Below are 20,256 nucleotides of genomic sequence, written 5' to 3'. Positions count from 1 at the left end.
CTTTAAATGTCAAATACCCATATTTGTTTTTGTTCAATCTTTTGAGTGTTCTCTCTTTAAATTGGATAAGAGATTAGTTGGAAGGCTTGAGTTATCCCTGCAAATATAAGGGGATTTTTTGAATTTACTCCCTTAAACTAAGGATTTTTGTGATATGCTGCTGTTTAATAGGGAAAATAAGGAGATCCATTCATGCTAACTGAAAAGAAATTAATTGTGAATTCAGAGAAAGCCAACTTGCTGCAGGAGCTGGAACAATCCATGAAAGATTGCGTGAACTTTTATTTTAGTGTCGCATTTGTGAATTTCAGCGGACTGCAGCTGCTGCTGGATTCTTTGAAAGAAGCGGAGGAAAATGGGGTAAACGGAAAGATCATTACCTCTACCTATCTTAATTTTACAGATGCAAAAGCTCTTGAAAAAATCCGTGAGTTTCATAATATTGAGCTGAAAGTGTTTGTGACCGATAAAACGATTGGTTTTCATACAAAGGCATATATCTTTGAGTACACGGATCATTATAAGGTAATCATCGGTTCGTCGAATATTACGCAAAGTGCCTTGAAGAGCAATATCGAGTGGAACGTTGAGATTATCGCGAAAGAAGATGCTTTTTTTATTAAAGAGGTTTTAAGAGAGTATGATCAGCTTTGGAAGAGCAGTGTGACGGCTGATGAAGATTTTATTAGACGGTATGAGAACTTTTTAAAAAGCATTAAATCGACAGTGAAAAAGCAGCAGCAGATTTACGAAGATATGAAATACATCGTACCGAACCGGATGCAGAGCCGCGCGATAGAGAACCTTGAGCGTCTCAGAAGCTATGGAGAAAACAAAGCGCTCGTGATTGCTGCTACAGGTACAGGTAAAACGTATATGTCCGCTTTTGACGTAAAAAGCTGCCGTCCGCGAAGGCTTCTTTTTATTGTCCACCGGGAGGAAATTCTAAGAAAAGCGAAGGAGACATTTGAAAAACTTTTGCCGAATGAGCAGCTGACATTCGGCTTGCTGACGGGGAATGTGAAGCAAGGGAATGCGGATTATGTGTTCGCAACAATTCAGACTTTATCCAAATGCTATCGTGATTTGCGGAAGGATGAATTTGATTATCTAGTAGTTGACGAGGCGCATCACGTTACAAGCCCTACATACCAAAGTGTCATGGCCTATTTTGAGCCTGAATTTACCCTGGGGATGACGGCAACTCCTGAGCGGAGCGATAGCCGCAATGTGTTTGACCATTTTGACAACAACGTGGCGCTCGAAGTACGCCTTCATGAAGCTTTGGATGATGAGCTGGTCGTTCCTTTTCATTACTTTGGCATTACTGATATTGACGGCGTCGACCTAAGTGATGTTTCCCTAACAGATATAGACGAAATGACGAAGCGGTTAAAGGTGAATGAGCGGGTCGATTTTATCATTGAAAAGATGAAATTCTACGGCCATGACGGGGAGAAAAGAAAGGGTCTCGGCTTCTGCGCCGGACGGGAGCATGCTCATTATATGGCCGCTGAATTTAACAAACGGGGCTATATAAGTGAGGTTCTCTTAGGGGATGACAGTCCGGATAAAAGGCAGCATTTTATGAAACGTCTTGAGGATGACGAAGATGGCCTTGAGTTCCTGTTTACAGTTGATATTTTTAACGAAGGGGTGGACATTCCGTCGGTCAACACGGTGCTTATGCTGCGGCCGACGAATTCCCCGATCATCTTTATCCAGCAGCTTGGACGCGGACTTCGAAAGCACGAAGAAAAAAGCTTTTTAACGGTGCTTGATTTCATTGGAAACCATAATAAAGCCTTTCTCATTGCTTTAGCGCTGAATGGAAGCCGGGTACTATGATAAAGAGAGCTTAAAGATTGCGGTTGCGACAGGGTTTGCGAGCATCCCCGGATGTACACATATTCAAATGGACCGGATTTCGCAGGAGCGGATCCTCGCGCAAATTGATCAGGAAAACTTTAACTCTTTAAAATATTTAAGAGAAGAATATTTTGAGTTTAAGAAGCTTAATGCAGGTCGGACCCCTTCCTTTCTTTTGGATTATTTAAGATACGACGGGGCGCCGGATCCGATTAAATTCATTCACCGGGAGAAGACGTATCTGAATTTCGTGGCGAAAACGGAGAAGAATGAGGCGTTAAAAAAGCTGCTTCTCGATGATGCGTTTGAAAGAGCTTTAAAGGAATTGTCAGGAAAGCTTCCGCTGAAAAGGCTGCATGAGTTTGTGGTGGTGAGATATCTTTTAGATCACAATGAGATCACCTTGGAGACAGCGAAGCACGAATTGCTCAGGCTTGTCCGGGAGGCAGATGAAGACAGCATTCTGCACGCCTTCGAAGTACTGAATCAGAATTATTACGACACTGGCCAGAAAAAGTCACACAAAAAACTGTTTCATCTGCAAGATCAATGCTTGACGAAAACAACATTATTCAGCAATCTTCTAAAGCAGGAAGAATACCGGAAATACATAGAGGATGTTGTTCTGTATGGAATATTCCGCTATGAAAAGGAGTTTGGAAATGAATATTATGGCATGCCGCATCTGAAGCTGTATGAGCAGTATTCCATGGTCGATGCCGCGCTGCTTTCCAACTACCGTAAAAGTCACAGCGCGTTCCGCGGTTCAGGTCTGCTTACAAATGGGGACGATTATTTCCTGTATATTGATTTGCATAAGGAAGAAGATATCGATGAGCGTCTTAATTATCAGGATAAGTTCCTCGATGAACGGTATTTCCAGTGGCAGACCCCGAACAGCACGGCTCCCGAATCAGAGCGTGGACGGAATATTATTTTTAACAGCATCAGAGGCATCCATCTGCACCTGTTCATTCGGAAATATAAAGAAATTGACGGAAAAACCGAGCCCTACATTTACATCGGACAAGGCAGCACCGTCGAATATGAAGGAGCCAAGCCGATCACGGTAAAGATTAAGCTCGAAAATGAGATTCCGGCAAGCTTGTATACGGAGTTTACGACGAAAGTATAGGTTTTAAGAATTACAAAAAGCTGCAGGATGCAAATGAATGCAGTGCGTGTATTTAACGAAAATCCAAGGGGAATTGCGTAAAAATGAAAAAGCCTTGCGGGCACCATAAAAGATTTCCGCAAGGCTTTTTATTATCGTTTTCTCCGTAATTCAGAATTTGTCACATATGCCGCAAGTGCGTCCGCACTTTCCTGCAGCTTTTCTTCCGTGAGCGTCATCATTCCTTGAAGAAGGAAGCTCGGAAGAAAATGCATCCCGCATAAATTGGCTGTTGCCTGAAATGGCTTTGTCAGTTCACTTATGGAGTAGTGGTTATACCCTCCGGCCTGGTATGCTTCAGCCGGACCTCCCGAAGAAATTGCCAGCATAAACTCTTTCCCGTGAAGCCTTGTGCCTTCGGATCCGTAAGCAAAGCCATAGGTTAAAACAGAATCCTGCCACTGTTTTAACAAAGCGGGAGAGCTGTACCAGTAAAATGGAAATTGAAATACAATCCGATCGTACTCCAGCAATTGCTGCTGCTCTTTTTCTGCATCAATTTCAAAAGTAGGATAAAGAGAATATAAATCATGAACGGTTACATTTTCTTCTTGCTGAAGACGATTCGTCCACGCTTTGTTAACCTTTGATTTAGACATGTTTGGATGAGCTGTGATTACTAATGTTTTCATTTTTTTCACCTTTCTATTCTTATGCTCAAGTTTTGATATTAGGCGTTTACCATAGCTGGCTGAAGAACGTGAGTGGCATAAGCCTTTGCGTTTTCTGCCAATTCTTCATCGGTTACGTGCATAACACCATTTAAAACAAACAGAGGCATGAAACGTGTGCCGATTAGATTGCTCGTTTGCTGCAGCGGTGCAGTCAGTGTCTCCATTGTAAAGTTGTTGTATCCTGCAGGACCGTATGAATCTTCAGGGCCAAAGGTTGAAATAGCAAGACCAAGCTCTTTACCATGCAGCTTGTCCCCGCCTTCACCATATGCCCAGCCGTAGGACAGCACTTCATCCTGCCATTGTTTCAGCAAAGAAGGCGTGCTGTACCAGAAGAATGGGAATTGGAGAACAATCCGGTCATGGGCTTCCAAAAGTTTTTGCTCATGTTCTGCATTGATTTTCCCATCTGGATAGGCTTCATATAAACGGTGAATCGTAATTTCTTCGTGCTTCTTCAATTCTTCCATCCAAGTGCGGTTAATGCGGGATTGATCAAGATTAGGATGGGCAATAATAACAAGTGTTTTCATGAATTTGTCTCCTTTTATATACATATAATTTTAGTTTTGTTTGTACAAGCAAGTATAAGGGTGAAATACCTCTGCTAAATAAATTCAGCAAAGGAATTTTCTCATTACTTTTCTAATTTGTTGCCTGCTTCGTTGATTAATTGATTTAATGCTTTTCCTTCTTCTTCGCCTAAAACATCAGAGTATCCACGGAATAAGATTTTCCAGCCATCCTTAATATCTGCTAGAATCTCTTGACCTTCAGCGGTCGGGTAGTTAAGCGATCTCTTTCCTTCTGCTTTTCGCTCAATCAATCCCTTTTCAACAAGCTTGTCCACAAATCGTGTGATGGTGGAAGGCTTCAGGTGAAGAGCTTCTGCTAACTCTGATTGGGAAATGCCAGGTTTATCTATGACCAGCATCATTAAAAAAGCATGAGTCGGGGATAATCCTGTTTTCTTAAAAGATTCCTCTGCCATCTTTGTAATGGCCCGGGAAAGTTTGTTTACTGTAAAATACAGACAATTGTTGAAAAAATCATCAATCACATTCAAAAACTCCTTACGTTTTGCTTGTACATACAAACTACAATAATTAAATTTGTTTGTCAAATCTCTTTTTCAATGCAATTTTCAGTTTACTTTTATTATTTCCTTGTTATAATATAATTGTATGTACAAACAACAAAATATTAAAAAAGGCGGTGTCTTATATAAGTACGTCCCCCTTTGGAAGGCTTACATATTTGTATATAGGGACTTCTGATTTTGAATCGGATTTTCACTATTACCAGTCCGTGCTCGGGGGTCAATTGCAATGGGCATTTAACCGTTTTGGAGCAAAAGTCGCGGCTTTTGAAATGGGAGAAGGACCTCTTACCTTGATCGCTGATCATCTGGCTTCGCCGGTATGCATTCCGCTATATGAAGTAAAAGACTTGAAAGTTAAGGTGAAAGAGCTAAAGGATAGAGGCTGGAAGGAAGAAAAAGGTCCAATTGAAATCCCGAACGGGCCATGCTTCATGTTTAAGGATACCAGCGGGAATAGCTATGGGATTTTTGAAAATGTAAGACCATTCGCAGCAGAGGATTCTTATAAAGACAGCCATAATAAATATCGGATGATGGATTAGTTTTTTTTGATCATATAATTGTATGTACAAGCAATGGAAGGAGCAGACCAGAATGAACCAGACAAAGAAAACCGCCCTAATTACCGGCGGAAACAAAGGAATTGGATTTGAATTAGTGAAGCAGTTAGCTGAGCAAAACTATCAGGTCCTCGTTGGCAGCAGAAACAGAGCCAGAGGAGAGAAGGCGGCTGCGTCCCTGCAAAACCTTGGACATGACGTTCATTTTGTGGAGCTTGATGTAGACCGGAAAGAGAGCATTCAATTGGCTGCTGAGCATGTTCGGCAAGTATATGGCCGGCTGGATGTGCTAATCAATAATGCCGGTGTATATATGGATGGAAATTCGCCGCTCCTGGAAGCGGATCAGGATCTTTTAGAGCGTACCTTAAAAACCAATCTTCTCGGTCCCTATCATTTAATTCAATCATTCCTCCCGTTAATGAAGAAGTATAACTATGGAAGGATCGTGAATGTTTCCTCCGGGTATGGACAGATGGATGGAATGGATGAGAAAGGACCTGGTTCCTATAAATTATCGAAGCTCGCGTTGAATGGTCTGACCCGTCAATTGGCAGCAGAGGTTTCAGGAAACATCAAAATCAATGCCGTTTGTCCAGGCTGGGTGAAAACCGATATGGGCGGTCCTCACGCTCCAAGAACTGCAGAGGAAGCGGCCAGGTCCATAATGTGGCTTGCAGTGCTTGATGAAGAAGGTCCGAATGGCGGCTTTTTCAGAGACGGAAAAGAAATCAAATGGTAAAAAAAGCTTTACATATTCATGAAGAAACGAGAGGTTCCTATGCAGCATCATTCTATTATTGAATCACTTCTTTTGACTGCGCCAATATTCCAGGCATCTATACCGGCAGATACCTCCATTGCCATTGGAGATCATGAGAAGATTGTTGCTTAGGCTGCCTTGAATTTGAACTAAGTCCGGAGCATATGCAGAGACTGAATGAAATCAGCCAGGTTCCATTAGGCTTCCCGCATGATTTCCTGGCAGCCGGTCAGCAGCAAATGTATGCCAATATCGATAATCATAGAGCTTAATAGAGAGAGAGACATATTAAAAAGGCGGGGGATTTATGGAGAAAAAAATCTGTTTAATTACTGGAGGAAATTCCGGGATTGGCAAAGCAACAGCTCTTGAATTAGCTAATATGGGAGCAACGGTCGTGATCCTCTGCCGGAGCAAGGAGAGAGGTGAGGAGGCGGTAAAGGATATTATCGCTCAGTCCGGGAACGAAAAAGTGCATTTATTAGTAGCCGATCTTTCCTCTCAGCGTATGGTTCGCAAGGCTGCTGATGAATTCAAGCAAAAATTTGACAAGCTGGATGTTTTGATCAACAATGCGGCGGTTTTTCTGCCGGATAGATCTGAAACGGAAGATGGAATCGAAACGACATTCGCGGTTAACTACTTATCGCATTTCCTTCTGACCCATCTTTTGCTCGATTCATTGGAAGCAAGCGGTGAAGGGCGGATTATCAATGTCGCTTCCAAGCATAACGGAATCAAGATGAATTTTGACGATTTAATGGTCAAGAAAAACTATCGATTCTATAAAGCGGTAGGCCCTACGAAGCTTGGCTTAATCCTATTTACGAAAGAGCTTTCGAAAAAGCTGGAAGGAAGGCCTATTACAGTGAACAGCCTTCATCCCGGAATCATTAAAACCAATATTATGCATCAGCTGCCTTGGATTCTCCGGACCATTTTCGGACTTCTGTCTGCTAAAACAGAAAAAGGGTCGAGAACGCCGGTTTACCTTGCAGCTTCTCCGGAAGTAAAAGGAGTCAGCGGGCTGTTCTTTTCCAACTGCAAGCCTGAGAAAACAATCGGAGAAGCAAATGATAAGGAAGCAGCAAAGCAGCTTTGGGATGTCAGCATGAGCCTGATCAGACCGGGGATGCTGCCTAAAACAGATGAAGCAGCAGTTAAAAATTTATCATAAAGGAGACTATTATGAGATACAAATTACTTGGAAACAGCGGTTTAAGAGTGTCAGAGCTTGCTCTCGGAACGATGACATTCGGTGAGGATTGGGGATTCGGGGCATCGAAAGAAGAAAGCCGAAAGATTTTCAATCGTTTTACAGAAGCAGGCGGAAATTTTATTGATACGGCCTGCAATTATACAAACGGAGCAAGTGAAACGTTCATCGGAGAATTTATCCAGGGAAACCGGGAGCAATATGTTATCGCGACCAAATACTCACTCACAACCCGTCCGAACGATCCTAATGGCGGAGGAAACCATCGCAAGAATCTTGTTCAAACCGTCGAAGGAAGCTTAAAGAGACTAAACACGGATTATATTGATCTTTTATGGCTGCATGCATGGGATTTTACGACCCCTGTCGAAGAAGTCATGCGTGCTTTGGATGATTTGGTCCGGGCAGGCAAGGTTTTGTATATCGGTATTTCAGACACACCAGCATGGATAGTTTCCCAGGCAAATACGCTCGCGATGCTGCGCGGATGGACACCATTTATTGGTTTGCAGGTAGAATACAGCTTGCTTCAGCGCGAACCAGAACGAGACTTGCTGCCAATGGCGCGCGCTCTGGATATTGGGATAACCGCATGGGCACCGATTGCAGGCGGGGCATTAACAGGAAAATACCTGAGCGGTCTTGCAAATGAAGACCAGAAACGCTTAACACCCCAAAGTAAACGATTGAATGAAGTGAATAGTAAAATTGCGGCTGAAGTGGTCAAAATTGCAGAGGAGCTCGAAAAGAATCCTGCTCAGGTTGCAATAAATTGGGTACGACAGCAGCCAGGCGTCAACATCCCTCTTATTGGAGCCAGAAAAGAGTCCCAGATAATCGATAATCTCGGAGCCGCCGAATTCAGTCTGTCATCCGAACAGCTTCAGCGCTTAGATCAGGCAAGCCGGATTGAGCTTGGATTCCCTCATGAGTTTTTGTCATCTGATCCAGTCCGAAATGCGCTTTTTGGAACAACTTTTGGGAAAATTGATAATCATAGATAGTCAAACCTTTCTAAACAGCTCAAATTGAACGATATTTTCGACGAGCTCTAAACAAGTTCATACCTGTTCATTACCTGTCAGCAGAGCAGACCAAAATGGGACCATCCCGTCTTGGTTTGCTTTTTTTATGTCCATTCTTCTGTTTTTTGGTTTGCCCCCGTATTCATGTGTGACGCAGCAGAAAATCTGTTACCTCTTCATTTAATTCATATTGGAAACTCTCTCGGCTAAATCCGGACGGATCTTGTAAGGGAGGAAAGGATGGATGGGACATGGCTTCTGGAAACGGGCTTAGAAATGAAAAATGACCGTCATTTTCAACAACTCGATGATGAATCTTTTTTTGATCAGCGGCATTTAATGCCTTGTCCCCTTAAAACCAAACTGACGCCCGAGCGAGAAGAACAAGGGATTTGATTCTACTTCATATCCTCAAATGACAGATATTAAAATTTGTCACTTGTTTATTGATTTTCGTCATGGTATGATGAGCCTATCAAATACATTGGAGGTTTTTTAGAGTGGAAAACAGAAAAATTGGAAAATCTTCCGTCTCTGCTATCGGTTTAGGGTTAATGGGCATGTCTGATCTTTATGGTGCAGCGGACAGAAACGAGAGCATTGCGACGATTCATGAAGCATTAGAAAAAGGAATAACGCTTATGGATACAGGGGACTTCTACGGAACCGGCCACAATGAGCTTTTGCTCCGTGAAGCCTTAGAGGGGAAAAAGCGGGAGAATGCATTCATCGCAGTGAAAACGGGGGTACTGAGGTCACCAGATGGTGGTTGGATCGGAATGAATAACCGGCCGGAAGTAATCAAGAATAATCTGGCACACACCCTTCAAAAGCTTGGTACAAATTACATTGATCTATATCAGCCGGCACGCGTTGATCCAAGTGTACCGATTGAGGAAACAGTCGGGGCTATTGCAGATATGGTAAAAGCGGGCTATGTGAAGCACATCGGACTTTCTGAAGCGAACGCTGAAACGATTCGCCGCGCTCACAAGGTTCATCCCATCAGCTGGCTTCAAATTGAATACTCTTTATTCAGCCGAGGAATTGAAAAAGAAATCCTCCCGACTTTAAGGGAGCTTGGAATCAGCCTGTCTGCTTACGGTGTTTTATCCCGGGGATTGCTGAGCGGCAAGTGGTCCAAGGATCGTCAAGGCGCTCCAGATTTCCGTTCTTTTGCTCCGCGCTTTATGGGAGAAAATCTGGACAAGAACCTGGCTCTTGTAGAAAAACTGCGTGAAATTGCGGAAGAAAAACAAGCAAATGTGGCACAGCTTGCGATCGCATGGGTTCTTTCTAAAGGCGAGGATGTTATTCCGCTGATCGGTGCCCGTAAATGTTCCCAGCTTCAAGATGCATTTGGCGCCTTGAATCTTGAGCTCACTGAAGCGGATCTTGCCAGAATCGAAGAGGCGGTTCCTGCTGAAGCAGTGGCCGGAACACGCTATGCAGCGGAACAAATGAGTATGCTGGGAGTCGAATAAAGAATGGCAGAGCAATTAACAAAAGAAGAAATCTTAGATGCAGCGGAACAAGTGCTGCGCCGTTTTGGACCGGAGAAGACAAGCGTGGTAGATGTAGCCCGGGCCCTGAATATTAGCCACGGAACGATATACCGACATTATCCAAGCAAGGCCTCTCTAAGGGAAGCAGTAGCTGAAAGATGGCTGCACAGCATCATTTCGCCGCTTAAGGATGTTTTCCAGAAAGACTGTACGTCGTCAGAACGGCTGCACGAATGGGTAAAGACGTTAATTCACATTAAGCATTCCCTCGTTAAAGAGGACCCGGAGCTTTTCACCATGTATACAACCCTTGCTGAAGAATCGGTGGAAGTCATCGGCGCTCACATTCAAGAACTCGTTGGCCAGATAATCCCGATCATTCAGGAGGGAATCGCCAATCACGAATTTAAAACCGCTAATGCAGAAGAAACGGCGAAAGGCATTTTTATGGCAACCGCGCGTTTTCATCATCCTGCTCACGCAAAAGAGTGGGCTTCCCCAACCATAGAGGAAGAGTTCGATTTGGTCTGGAAGCTAATCCTATCAGGTATTTTAAAATAAAAAAAGCAGATCTTCCGTTTGAAGATCGGCTTTTTCAATCTATATCAAGATGCAAGGAATTTTGGGCTGACATAAAAGGTGATTTGAAGCCAGCCCTATTTTGGGTTTCTAGTAACGTTCGTTCGCAGATCATCAGCCGATTACTCCAGTCATAGAAACAATACGGTCTCTTCTCACAGTTGGAGACACAGGGAATCATATTTGGTGGGCGATTGGCTGGTGCGCGCTGATTTTTGCCGGCGCCTTCATATGGTCCGCTTGGGCGTTCAAGCGGAATGCCGGACGGGGATAACAATATTTACACAGCAAAAAAATCCTTGCGGAAACCTTCGCAAGGATTTTTTAAGCATTAATTGGTATTCTCCTCTTAAACCATCTGTTTAGCCTCCACAATCACTCCATCGAAAGCGGATTGATAAATTCTCCTTATGTCATCCACCATCAATGGCATCGGACTCCGGGCGAGAATTCTCTTCTGCTTCACCCCATCCCGTGTTAAATCCTCCAAAGCCGATTCAGGTACATCAAAACCGGCTAACGTGGAAGGAATGCCAACGTCTTTTACTAGCTGCTGAAATTCTTCAACGCACTTATACGAAGCTTCTTCCTCGGAAAGTCCTGTTGAATGTTTGCCGAGGGCAGTCAGAATATCCTCCATCCGCTTGACACAGCTTTTGCGGATATAGCCCATGACATAAGGGAGCAGAACGGCATTGGATTCCCCATGAGAGATATGGAATTGGCCCCCGAGCGGATAAGCCAAAGCATGGACCCCTGCTACACCGGCATTAAAAAAGGCGAGTCCGGCCATGAAGCTGCCACTGCTCATGTCGATTCGTGCCTGCTTGTCCTTTCCATCCTCAACGGCTTTACGAATGGACCGTCCGATTAATGTTATGGCGTGGAGGGCCAATGCATCAGTAGCAGGTGATGCATTGACGGAAACATAAGCCTCGACAGCGTGCGTGAGTGCATCGATGCCGGTTGCTGCGGTTACTTTTGAGGGAACAGATACAGTCAGCTCCGGATCAACGATGGCAGCATCCGCTAAAAGGAAATCATGGGTCACTACATCCTTTGTTGTTTCTAAGGACAGAACAGAGATATTGGTAACCTCTGAACCGGTTCCGGATGTGGTTGGGATAAGGATTTTAGGCAACCCCTTCTTTTCGATGGTTTTCGTTCCGGTTAAATTTAAGTAATCCGCTGCAGAACCATCGTGCACCGCCAGAACCGCTGCAAGTTTTGCTAAATCAAGGGCACTTCCTCCTCCAAGACCAATAATCAGTTCAAACCGGCCTTCACGTGCAAAGGCAACAAGCCTTTCTCCCGTTTCAAGCGGAGGCTCAGGAACAACGTCTGTGTAAGTAGTGACAGAGTAGCCCTGTTTCTCAAGGGGAGCGGTTATGCGTTCAGTTAAACCGATTTTTTCAAGCATAGGATCTGTTACAACAAGGATTTTTTCCGGTGAATGCTTTTCCACTTCCGGCAGCAGGTGTTCCAGTGATCCCCATCCTGTATAGCTCAGCGGGGCGAAAACTAACTTGGCGATGCTCATTAATCTGCCTCCTTATTCATAATAGCCTTCTGTTGATTTACGGAAGGATTTGAACTGATCGGCATCGTGGCCGAACCACACTTGAGAGTTTGTGAGATTGGCGATCCGGCGTATTTTTTCAACGGCATTTGCATAGCCGAGAGAATCATAGATGATGCCGGGAGGCTTGATGGGAGGGCCATAGCTTTCAGCTGTATAAATAGCGTCGGAGGCAAGAATGATTCCGCCGGTTTCCGGCATATTAATTTGCAGGCCGAGCATTCCCCAAGCATGTCCGCTCCCGAAATTGAGGATATTAATCCCCTCAGCGAGCTGCAAATTGTCCTCACTGCGCTTAATGGTTTTCCATTGAAGATTATTTTTGATCCAAGCATCAATATCTCCCCAGATGTAGGCGCCTTCCTTTTGATTGCGGGCATAGGTCTGAAGAGCGCCGTTCAGCTCATCCTCATGCACAATGATTGTGGCATTCGTGAAAAGCTCGAGGCATCCGGCATGATCAAGATGCAGGTGGGAGGCCACGACAAATTTGATATCTTCTGCTCTAACCTTCAGTTCTTCCAGCCGGTTATGAAGATAGCATTCTTCCGCCATATCAATCGGGAACATTTGCTGGGTGGCCTTGCCCCAACGGCCCTCTGCACCCATAGAATTGGGGTTGCAGGCGGTATCGAAAAGGATTTTGCCTTCTGGGTGGTCAATCAGAACGGTATATACGGGGAATTCAACAAATTCAGCAGGGGCATTGGGGTTTTCCATGGTCGCTGGATTGTGCATGGCAATCATCCAGTTTTTGTCCATCTTCATACGTCCGTTGTCCATTACATAAAGCTTCGGGTTAGCGTTCAGCTTGTTTGCCATTGATTCATCCTCCTTGTTTTCATGTAACCGTTTTCTATTTCCCGGTTTCATTTAAATGATAAACTTATCTATTGAAGAAATGTTGACAATCTTCTGATAGATTGATAATGTTAGAAAAAAATAATTTCTTATCCAGAGAGGTGGAGGGACTGGCCCTTTGAAGCCTCAGCAGCAGGTCTGTACAGACACTGTGCTAATTCCAGCGGGTGAATAGCCTGATAGATAAGCTTGTCCTTTTATTTGTCAGTCACGCACTCTTTGCGAAAAGGGTGCGTTTTTCATTTTTCTGGGTGTGAAACAAAGGAGAGTCAAGATGGGGAGAGAGACTGGATTTCAGCGGAAAATGCAATCAAGACATTTAATTATGATTTCGCTCGGAGGTGTGATTGGGACCGGATTATTTCTAAGTACAGGCTATACGATTCAGCAGGCAGGTCCATTAGGAACGCTTCTTTCCTACCTTGTTGGTGCGGTGGCTGTTTACCTTGTCATGCTTTGCCTGGGAGAGCTATCGGTACATATGCCTGAAACAGGGGCTTTTCACAGCTATGCTGCTAAATACATTGGGCCTGGAACGGGGTACACGGTGGCCTGGCTGTACTGGCTGACATGGACGGTCGCGCTCGGATCGGAGTTTACGGCGGCCGGATTGCTGATGCAGAGGTGGTTTCCTTCCGTTAATGTTTGGATCTGGAGTGCACTGTTTGCCGTTTTGATATTTGTATTAAATGCTGTGACCGTTAAATTTTTTGCAGAATCAGAGTTCTGGTTCTCTTCTGTGAAGGTGGCAGCCATCGTGATCTTCATCATCTTGGGCGGAGCTTCCATTATCGGGATTCTTCCTCTGGCTGATTCTGAACCTGCGCCTTTCCTGTCAAACTTCACAAATGAAGGCTTGTTCCCAAATGGAGCGTTTGCCGTTCTGATGACGATGCTGGCTGTGAATTTTGCCTATTCGGGGACAGAATTGATCGGAATCGCTGCCGGAGAAGCGGCGGACCCGGAAAAAACAATACCAAAGGCTATTCGGACAACGGTGTGGCGATTGATTATCTTTTTCGTTGGAACGATTGTCGTCCTGTCTGCCCTGCTGCCTTCCTCGGATGCCGGTGTGCTGAAAAGCCCGTTTGTGGCGGTTTTCGAGAGAATCGGGCTTACCTTTGCAGCGGATTTGATGAATTTTGTTATCCTGACCGCCATTTTATCTGCCGCCAGCTCTGGTTTGTATGCGGCGTCCAGAATGCTTTGGTCCCTCGCGGATAAGAAAACGATCTCTCCTGTTTTTGCAAAAGTAACGAAGCGCGGCGTGCCGTTAAATGCGCTTCTTCTCAGCATGGCGGGAGGCGGCTTGGCCCTGCTGTCGAGTGTCATTGCACCGGACACGATTTATATCGTCCTTGTTTCTATTTCAGGTCTAGCTGTAGTCGCGGTTTGGATGAGCATCAGCGCGTCTCAGTTTTTCTTTAGAAGGCAATATATCAGGCAGGGGAACTCGGTAAAGGACCTAGGATACCGGACACCGCTTTATCCATTCGTGCCGATAGCATCTTTCATCCTTTGTCTCGCGTCACTGATTGGAATCGCCTTTGATCCGACTCAGAGGATTGCCCTCTATTGCGGCATTCCCTTTATCCTGTTTTGCTACGGAAGCTATTATGTAACCCAGATTATGAAGAAGAGGGGCGAAGTTTATGCCGAAAAAACTGAATCCAATTGAAGAGATTTTAGCTGCCTATCCAATTATGATTCTCGATGGCGCTCTTGCTACAGAGCTCGAGCGGCATGGCTGTCATTTAGATGACCCCTTGTGGTCGGCAAGAGTGCTGCTCGAAAATCCTGAATTGATTTATCAGGTTCATACAGATTATTTCCGTGCCGGAGCTGACTGCGCAATTACGGCAAGCTACCAGGCATCGGTCGATGGATTTTTAAAGCGGGGAATGGAAGAAGCGGAGGCACTGAATCTTATCAAAAAAACGGTGCAGCTCGCTAAGAAGGCAAGAGATGATTTTTGGGAGGGAAATGAGCAGGCGAACCGTCCTAAACCGCTTGTTGCAGCTTCGATTGGCCCTTATGGAGCCTATCTTGCTGATGGATCAGAGTATAGAGGAAACTATGGTGTGACAGATGAAGTGCTGGCTGCTTTTCACCGCCCTAGAATTGCTGCCTTAATAGAAGCGGGTGCGGGTGTGCTTGCCATTGAAACCATTCCCTCCCTTCAGGAAGCAAGAGTTTTAGCCTTGCTCGTAAAAGAATTCCCGGAAGCTTATGCCTGGCTGTCTTTTTCTCTGAAAAATGATGCGCAAATCAGTGACGGGACACCGCTTGAGAAATGTGCAGAGCTATTGGAAGGAAACAGCCAGATTGCCGCAATCGGAATCAATTGTGCCCCGGCTTCTCTTGTCACGGAATCCGTTAAAAGACTAAGCGCTCGTACCGAAAAACCGGTAATTGTCTATCCGAACTCAGGAGAAGCATACGATGCCGCTACAAAAACGTGGCATGGCCACGAATCCGATCATGAACTGGATCATGAATCCGAAGACTGGTACCGCGCCGGGGCTCGGCTAATAGGCGGATGCTGCCGAACGGGTCCGCAGCATATTAAAAGACTTTCGGAAAAGTGGCGGGCAGCTGAAAAAGGATTGGAACGGGCATGATATACTTGGAGGATCCAATTCTCGAAGGAGCTATGTCCAGTGAAATACTTCAAAGGCCAAATGAAACAGCTGGTTAAAGACAACAAAGAACTGCAGCACCGCTTAAAAGAAATGATGGAAGAACATGACCTGGAGAAAAATTTCGCCCTCAAAGCACTTTATCATTCAGAAGTGGCTGAAGGCGGAAAGTATCAGTTAGCATACCAAGCACTTGATCTGCCTAAAGGGTAGGTCATTTTTTTTGTGATTTTTTACTTATCAACTGTTTTCTACAGAGAGAACTGCCGTTTTTGATTCAGTCTCGTTGCTGGTTCATTGATTTATTATCGCAAATCTCCATATATGATTGAAAACGCTGATATATTATCGATATTTCCAATATATGATCGAAAACCACTATTTTATTAGCGATTCCCCAAATTTCGACACTGATTTACTCGCCGATCGCCTATTTGCCCCACCGCTGCCTCAACGCCTCCGTAAAGGCCTCCACGTTCATCTTGCTTTCCATTGCAGGCGAGTACACCATTGAAAGCTTCCGTTTGAAGGTGTGATCCTTTAACGGAATAATGGAGAGCACCTTGTTCCGGATATCTCTCTCAATCACATAATAGGAGAGCAGAGACAATGCCTCCATTCCGCTTATGATCGTCTCTTTTATTCCCTGATTGCTGCTGATTGTCAGGAGCGATTGAACCTTTAATCCGTTGGACCGGATAACGTGCTCCAAGTATTCCCGAGTCCCTGAGCCAATTTCTCTTGTCACCCACGATTGGCTGTGAAGGTCTGCAATGACGGCTTCTCTTTTTTGAGCCAGCGTATGCTTGTTGGACGCTACAATAAACAGTTCATCCTCGAGGAAGGGCTCGACGGTCAGTTCTTTTTCATTGGTCTGCCCTTCGATGAGTCCGATGTCCACCTTGAAAAGGCGGACGGATTGAACAATCTCCTCCGTATTGCCGATGATGATCTCAAGATCCAGGTTCGGATATTTCGCTTGAAAATCAACAAGAAAGGCAGGAAGAATGTATTCTCCAATCGTGAAGCTCGCTCCGATTGTCAGCTTGCCTTTTATATCATGGTGATGCTCGAGAATATCCTGTTTCGTTTGGTCATACATGTTGATCATTTGTTTGGCACGGCTGTAAAGGATTTCGCCGGTTGGAGTGATTTTTAACGATTTTGGCGACCGGACAAAGAGTTTCGTTTGAAGCTCCTTTTCCAGATTTTTTATATGAAGGCTTACACTTGGCTGAGAAATGTGAAGCAGCTCGGCTGTTTTCGTGAAATTCTTTACTTCTGCAAGTGTGATGAAAGTTTTCAGTGCGTCATAGTACATCGTATCCCGCCCTATCTATTATAAAAACTAATAAATGTAATTATTTATATGTATTTTACTAATAATTAGGATTCCAGTAAAGTGGAAGTAACAACATAAGGAAGTGGCAATCATGGAAGAAGCAATCGAAAGACCAATAAAACAAAACATAAATTTGGGGTGGATAAAGGGAATCGGAGTGACGCTTCTTTTGGCAGCCGCAGCCAAGTATCTATCCGGCTTTCCACTGCTCTCGATTTTAGGACAGCTGGTAATTGCCTTAGTGCTTGGCATGGCTTGGAGAGCGGTGTTCGGTGTGAAGGAAGCCTTAATCCCGGGTGTATCTTTTTCAAGCAAAAAGCTGTTAAGGGCCGGCATTATTCTGCTTGGCATGAGGCTGAATATAGCCGATATTTACAGCGCCGGATGGAGTGTGCTTGCCATCTCCATCATTCATGTCGTCTTCGCTCTCTTTGTTGTCTACTGGCTGGCACGATGGCTCGGAGCAGAGAAAAAGCTGAGCCTGCTTACTGCTTGCGGAACAGGGATTTGCGGTGCTGCAGCAATAGCGGCCATTTCCCCGCAGCTGAAAGCAAGCGATGATGAGACCGCTATCAGTGCGGCCGTGATAGCGGTGCTCGGGACCCTTTTCACGTTAACTTACACCCTTATATACTCCCTATTAAATCTCAGCCCGGCTGAATATGGGATTTTTAGCGGTTCTACGCTTCATGAGGTTGCGCATGCAGTCGCGGCTGCCGCTGCTGGCGGCGGCCAGGCTGTCGACAATGCGGTTCTTGCTAAACTCACAAGAGTCGCGCTATTGGTGCCGGCCGCTATTGTGATTGGCTTGATTATGCAAAAAGGCGAGCCGGGTACAGGTCGTCAAAAGGTATCCTTGTCCATCGTTCCCTGGTTCATTTTCGGATTTCTTGCGATGAGCGGGCTCAATACGCTTGGTGTGGTACCTGAAGCAGCAGCCAAAACCATGGTGGAGATTTCTTATCTTCTTATCGCGATGGCGATGGCGGGCCTTGGCCTGAATGTGAATGTGAAGACATTCCGCACCCTGGGATTGAAGCCTTTTATAGCAGGTCTGATTGGGTCCATCCTTTTATCAGTACTGGGCTATATGCTGGTAAAACTTTTAATCGGATGAGTGGTTCCAGTTTTAAGGAAGGTTTTTAGGGGAAATGAAAAAATATTGATTAGCACTCTTGATGATAGAGTGCTAATTTAATAAACTGATAGAGCAGGTGTTTACAATATTAGGTGAAGGAAGGGAGATTTTTTTATGGAAAAAAAGCAATTCCAGGCAGAGTCCAAAAGACTGTTAGAAATGATGATCAACTCCATCTATTCTCAAAAAGAGATTTTCCTGCGCGAACTGATTTCCAATTCCAGTGATGCAATTGACAAAATCTATTACAGAGCCCTTACAGATGATACGTTAACGTTTAATAAAGAGGGCTACTACATAAAAGTAGCGGCAGATAAGGCCAGCCGCACGCTGACTATTACAGATACAGGAATCGGAATGACGAAGGAAGAGCTTGAGAACAACCTTGGGATTATCGCAAAAAGCGGTTCTCTCGCATTCAAGACAGAGAATGAATCAAAAGACGGACACGATATCATCGGACAGTTCGGTGTCGGCTTCTACTCAGCCTTCATGGTAGCAGACACGGTAACCGTTCTTACAAAACCAATCGGCAGCGAAGAAGCCTATCTATGGAAGTCTGGTGGTGCCGACGGGTATACAATTGAAACCGCGGAAAAGGATTCCGTAGGTACAGAAATTGTTCTGACCATCAAAGAAAACACAGAAGACGATAGCTACGACGAATATTTGGACGAGTTCCGCCTGAAGTCCATTATCAAAAAATACTCCGACTTTATCCGCTACCCGATCAAAATGGATTCTACGGAAAGCAAGCTGAAAGAGGGCAGCGAGGACGAGTATGAAGAGATTTTTGGAGAGCAGATTGTCAACAGCATGGTGCCGATCTGGAGAAAGAACAAAAGCGAGCTGACAAACGAAGATTACGAGAACTTCTATGCGGAAAAACGCTACGGATTCGATAAACCGCTTAAGCATGTTCACATTAGCGTTGACGGTGCTGTAAGATACAATGCGATTCTCTTCATTCCAGAGCAGACGCCTTATGATTACTATTCAAAGGAATTTGAAAAGGGTCTTGAGCTTTACTCAAACGGTGTTTTGATAATGGAAAAGTGCTCGGACCTTCTGCCGGACTACTTCAGTTTCGTTAAAGGGATGGTAGATTCCGAGGATCTTTCTCTTAATATTTCACGCGAAATGCTCCAGCATGACCGCCAGCTTAAGCTGATTGCGAAAAACATTAAAAATAAAATTAAGAGCCAGCTTCAAAGCATGCTGAAGGAAGACCGCGAGAAGTACGAGAAGTTTTACGCTTCATTCGGCAGACAGCTGAAATATGGCGTATACAGTGACTTTGGAGCGAACAAGGAAGATCTTCAAGACCTGCTTATGTTCCATTCCTCCAAAGAGAAGAAGCTTGTAACGCTTGCTGACTACGTATCCAGAATGCCTGAGGATCAAAAGTACATCTACTACGCTTCCGGTGAAAGCCACGAGCGCATTGAAAAGCTTCCTCAAGCGGAATTGGTGGCGGATAAAGGCTATGAAATTCTTTACTTCACAGACGAAGTGGACGAATTTGCGATCCGCATGCTGATGTCCTATAAAGAGAAAGAATTCAAATCCATTTCAAGCGGCGATCTTGGAATTGAAGATGCAGAATCAGAAAAAGAAGCACAAACAGAAGACGCGGAAAACAAAGAATTGTTTGGCCGCATGAAAGAGCTTCTTGCAGGCAAGGTAAAGGATGTGCGTGTGTCCAAGCGTCTGAAATCGCACCCTGTATGCTTGACAGCTGATGGTGAAATCTCCATCGAAATGGAAAAAATCCTAAAAGCGATGCCGGATAACCAAAATATCCAGGCGGACAAAATCCTTGAAATCAACCCGAATCACGAAGTATTCCGTTCATTGAAAGACTCTTTTGAAACAGATGAAGCAAAGCTTGCTCTGTACACAGGCTTGCTTTACAACCAGGCACTTCTTATCGAAGGCTTGCCGATCCAGGATCCGGTTGAGTTTACGAACGATATTTGCAAAATTATGGTGTAACATAAAAAAGGCTGCCGTATTTCGGCGGCCTTTTCTTATTCCTCTTCCCCCGCAATTCCAACTCTATTCCTTCCCGTCCGTTCCGGTTCTGACATGACTAAAAAATATTTTTGTATTTTTATAGGAAAGGTGTAAAAATAAGGGTATATGGTTCAAAGGGTCAATTTAATTGTAACGTTCTGTTAAAGGTGAGAGACTCCTATTTTCAGGGCAGCCACTTTGTAAAACAAATGTC

Annotated in this window: 20 protein-coding genes and 1 riboswitch; of the genes, 14 read left to right on the top strand and 6 right to left on the bottom strand. The window is 44.6% G+C overall.

Annotated elements, in window-relative coordinates; genetic code table 11:
- Nucleotides 1-192 precede the first annotated feature (192 nt).
- On the top strand, nt 193-1,848 hold the full coding sequence (locus J9317_RS20720; protein WP_249292262.1) for a DEAD/DEAH box helicase family protein: 1,656 nt from the start codon (nt 193-195) through the stop codon (nt 1,846-1,848).
- On the top strand, nt 1,829-3,004 hold the full coding sequence (locus J9317_RS20715) for a DUF3427 domain-containing protein (protein WP_249292261.1): 1,176 nt from the start codon (nt 1,829-1,831) through the stop codon (nt 3,002-3,004). The genes J9317_RS20720 and J9317_RS20715 overlap by 20 nt, the downstream gene beginning before the upstream one ends.
- Nucleotides 3,005-3,135: 131 nt before the next feature.
- On the opposite strand, the gene J9317_RS19990 is transcribed toward J9317_RS20715, so the two are convergent.
- From J9317_RS19990 to J9317_RS19980, 3 genes are all read right to left on the bottom strand, one after another.
- On the bottom strand, nt 3,136-3,675 hold the full coding sequence (locus tag J9317_RS19990) for an NAD(P)H-dependent oxidoreductase (protein ID WP_211561880.1): 540 nt from the start codon (nt 3,673-3,675) through the stop codon (nt 3,136-3,138).
- 38 nt (nt 3,676-3,713) lie between these two features.
- Nucleotides 3,714-4,250: an NAD(P)H-dependent oxidoreductase gene (locus tag J9317_RS19985; protein ID WP_211561878.1), complete on the bottom strand. Its 537-nt coding sequence runs from the start codon at nt 4,248-4,250 to the stop codon at nt 3,714-3,716.
- Between the two features lie 104 nt (nt 4,251-4,354).
- Nucleotides 4,355-4,777: a MarR family winged helix-turn-helix transcriptional regulator gene (locus tag J9317_RS19980; protein WP_211561876.1), complete on the bottom strand. Its 423-nt coding sequence runs from the start codon at nt 4,775-4,777 to the stop codon at nt 4,355-4,357.
- Between the two features lie 197 nt (nt 4,778-4,974).
- Here J9317_RS19980 and J9317_RS19975 point away from each other — a divergent pair, with 197 nt between their 5' ends.
- The 7 genes from J9317_RS19975 (at nt 4,975) to J9317_RS19945 (ending at nt 10,449) form a co-directional block, all read left to right on the top strand.
- Entirely contained in the window at nt 4,975-5,361 is a 387-nt protein-coding gene (locus J9317_RS19975; protein WP_211561874.1) for a VOC family protein, read from the top strand.
- A 52-nt stretch (nt 5,362-5,413) separates the two neighbouring features.
- On the top strand, nt 5,414-6,121 hold the full coding sequence (locus tag J9317_RS19970; protein ID WP_211561871.1) for an SDR family oxidoreductase: 708 nt from the start codon (nt 5,414-5,416) through the stop codon (nt 6,119-6,121).
- A gap of 328 nt (nt 6,122-6,449) precedes the next feature.
- On the top strand, nt 6,450-7,319 hold the full coding sequence (locus J9317_RS19965) for an SDR family oxidoreductase (RefSeq protein ID WP_211561869.1): 870 nt from the start codon (nt 6,450-6,452) through the stop codon (nt 7,317-7,319).
- Between the two features lie 11 nt (nt 7,320-7,330).
- Nucleotides 7,331-8,362 (top strand): aldo/keto reductase, encoded by a 1,032-nt coding sequence (locus J9317_RS19960; RefSeq protein WP_211561867.1) that lies wholly within the window; start codon nt 7,331-7,333, stop codon nt 8,360-8,362.
- A 261-nt stretch (nt 8,363-8,623) separates the two neighbouring features.
- Nucleotides 8,624-8,779, top strand: a complete 156-nt coding sequence (locus tag J9317_RS19955; RefSeq protein ID WP_211561865.1) for a hypothetical protein — start codon at nt 8,624-8,626, stop codon at nt 8,777-8,779.
- A 104-nt stretch (nt 8,780-8,883) separates the two neighbouring features.
- Nucleotides 8,884-9,867 (top strand): aldo/keto reductase, encoded by a 984-nt coding sequence (locus J9317_RS19950; RefSeq protein ID WP_211561863.1) that lies wholly within the window; start codon nt 8,884-8,886, stop codon nt 9,865-9,867.
- A gap of 3 nt (nt 9,868-9,870) precedes the next feature.
- Complete coding sequence (locus J9317_RS19945; RefSeq protein ID WP_211561856.1) at nt 9,871-10,449, top strand: TetR/AcrR family transcriptional regulator; 579 nt, start codon at nt 9,871-9,873, stop codon at nt 10,447-10,449.
- 367 nt (nt 10,450-10,816) lie between these two features.
- On the opposite strand, the gene J9317_RS19940 is transcribed toward J9317_RS19945, so the two are convergent.
- Nucleotides 10,817-12,007, bottom strand: coding sequence for an iron-containing alcohol dehydrogenase (locus J9317_RS19940; RefSeq protein ID WP_211561854.1), 1,191 nt, complete (start codon nt 12,005-12,007; stop codon nt 10,817-10,819).
- Nucleotides 12,008-12,019: 12 nt separating this feature from the next.
- A complete protein-coding gene (gene ahlS, locus J9317_RS19935; RefSeq protein ID WP_211561852.1) occupies nt 12,020-12,868 on the bottom strand; it encodes an AhlS family quorum-quenching N-acyl homoserine lactonase in 849 nt (282 codons plus the stop codon).
- Between the two features lie 125 nt (nt 12,869-12,993).
- A riboswitch (SAM riboswitch) is annotated at nt 12,994-13,097 on the top strand.
- Between the two features lie 84 nt (nt 13,098-13,181).
- Between ahlS and mmuP the strand changes: the two genes are divergently transcribed.
- The 3 genes from mmuP to J9317_RS19920 are packed head-to-tail and all read left to right on the top strand — an operon-like array spanning nt 13,182 to nt 15,759.
- Nucleotides 13,182-14,585, top strand: coding sequence for an S-methylmethionine permease (mmuP, locus tag J9317_RS19930; RefSeq protein ID WP_211561850.1), 1,404 nt, complete (start codon nt 13,182-13,184; stop codon nt 14,583-14,585).
- The gene (gene mmuM / locus J9317_RS19925) at nt 14,560-15,528 is read left to right on the top strand and encodes a homocysteine S-methyltransferase (RefSeq protein WP_211561849.1); all 969 of its coding nucleotides are present in this window, start codon (nt 14,560-14,562) and stop codon (nt 15,526-15,528) included. The genes mmuP and mmuM overlap by 26 nt, the downstream gene beginning before the upstream one ends.
- A 39-nt stretch (nt 15,529-15,567) precedes the next feature.
- Complete coding sequence (locus J9317_RS19920) at nt 15,568-15,759, top strand: hypothetical protein (RefSeq protein ID WP_123913024.1); 192 nt, start codon at nt 15,568-15,570, stop codon at nt 15,757-15,759.
- A gap of 217 nt (nt 15,760-15,976) precedes the next feature.
- Here J9317_RS19920 and J9317_RS19915 read toward each other — a convergent pair whose 3' ends face one another.
- Nucleotides 15,977-16,867 carry a LysR family transcriptional regulator gene (locus J9317_RS19915; protein WP_211561847.1) on the bottom strand — a complete coding sequence of 297 codons (891 nt, stop codon included), beginning with the start codon at nt 16,865-16,867 and terminating at the stop codon, nt 15,977-15,979.
- A 112-nt stretch (nt 16,868-16,979) separates the two neighbouring features.
- Here J9317_RS19915 and J9317_RS19910 point away from each other — a divergent pair, with 112 nt between their 5' ends.
- Together J9317_RS19910 and htpG are read left to right on the top strand one after the other, a co-directional pair.
- Complete coding sequence (locus J9317_RS19910) at nt 16,980-18,005, top strand: YeiH family protein (RefSeq protein WP_211561844.1); 1,026 nt, start codon at nt 16,980-16,982, stop codon at nt 18,003-18,005.
- A 135-nt stretch (nt 18,006-18,140) separates the two neighbouring features.
- The gene (gene htpG / locus J9317_RS19905; protein ID WP_211561842.1) at nt 18,141-20,021 is read left to right on the top strand and encodes a molecular chaperone HtpG; all 1,881 of its coding nucleotides are present in this window, start codon (nt 18,141-18,143) and stop codon (nt 20,019-20,021) included.
- Nucleotides 20,022-20,256: the final 235 nt, after the last annotated feature.

Origin of the sequence: Metabacillus flavus (assembly GCF_018283675.1) — a bacterium.
Classification (GTDB): domain Bacteria; phylum Bacillota; class Bacilli; order Bacillales; family Bacillaceae; genus Metabacillus_B; species Metabacillus_B flavus.
Note: the sequence above shows the minus strand (reverse complement) of the source record. Positions and strands in the feature narration are given on the sequence as shown.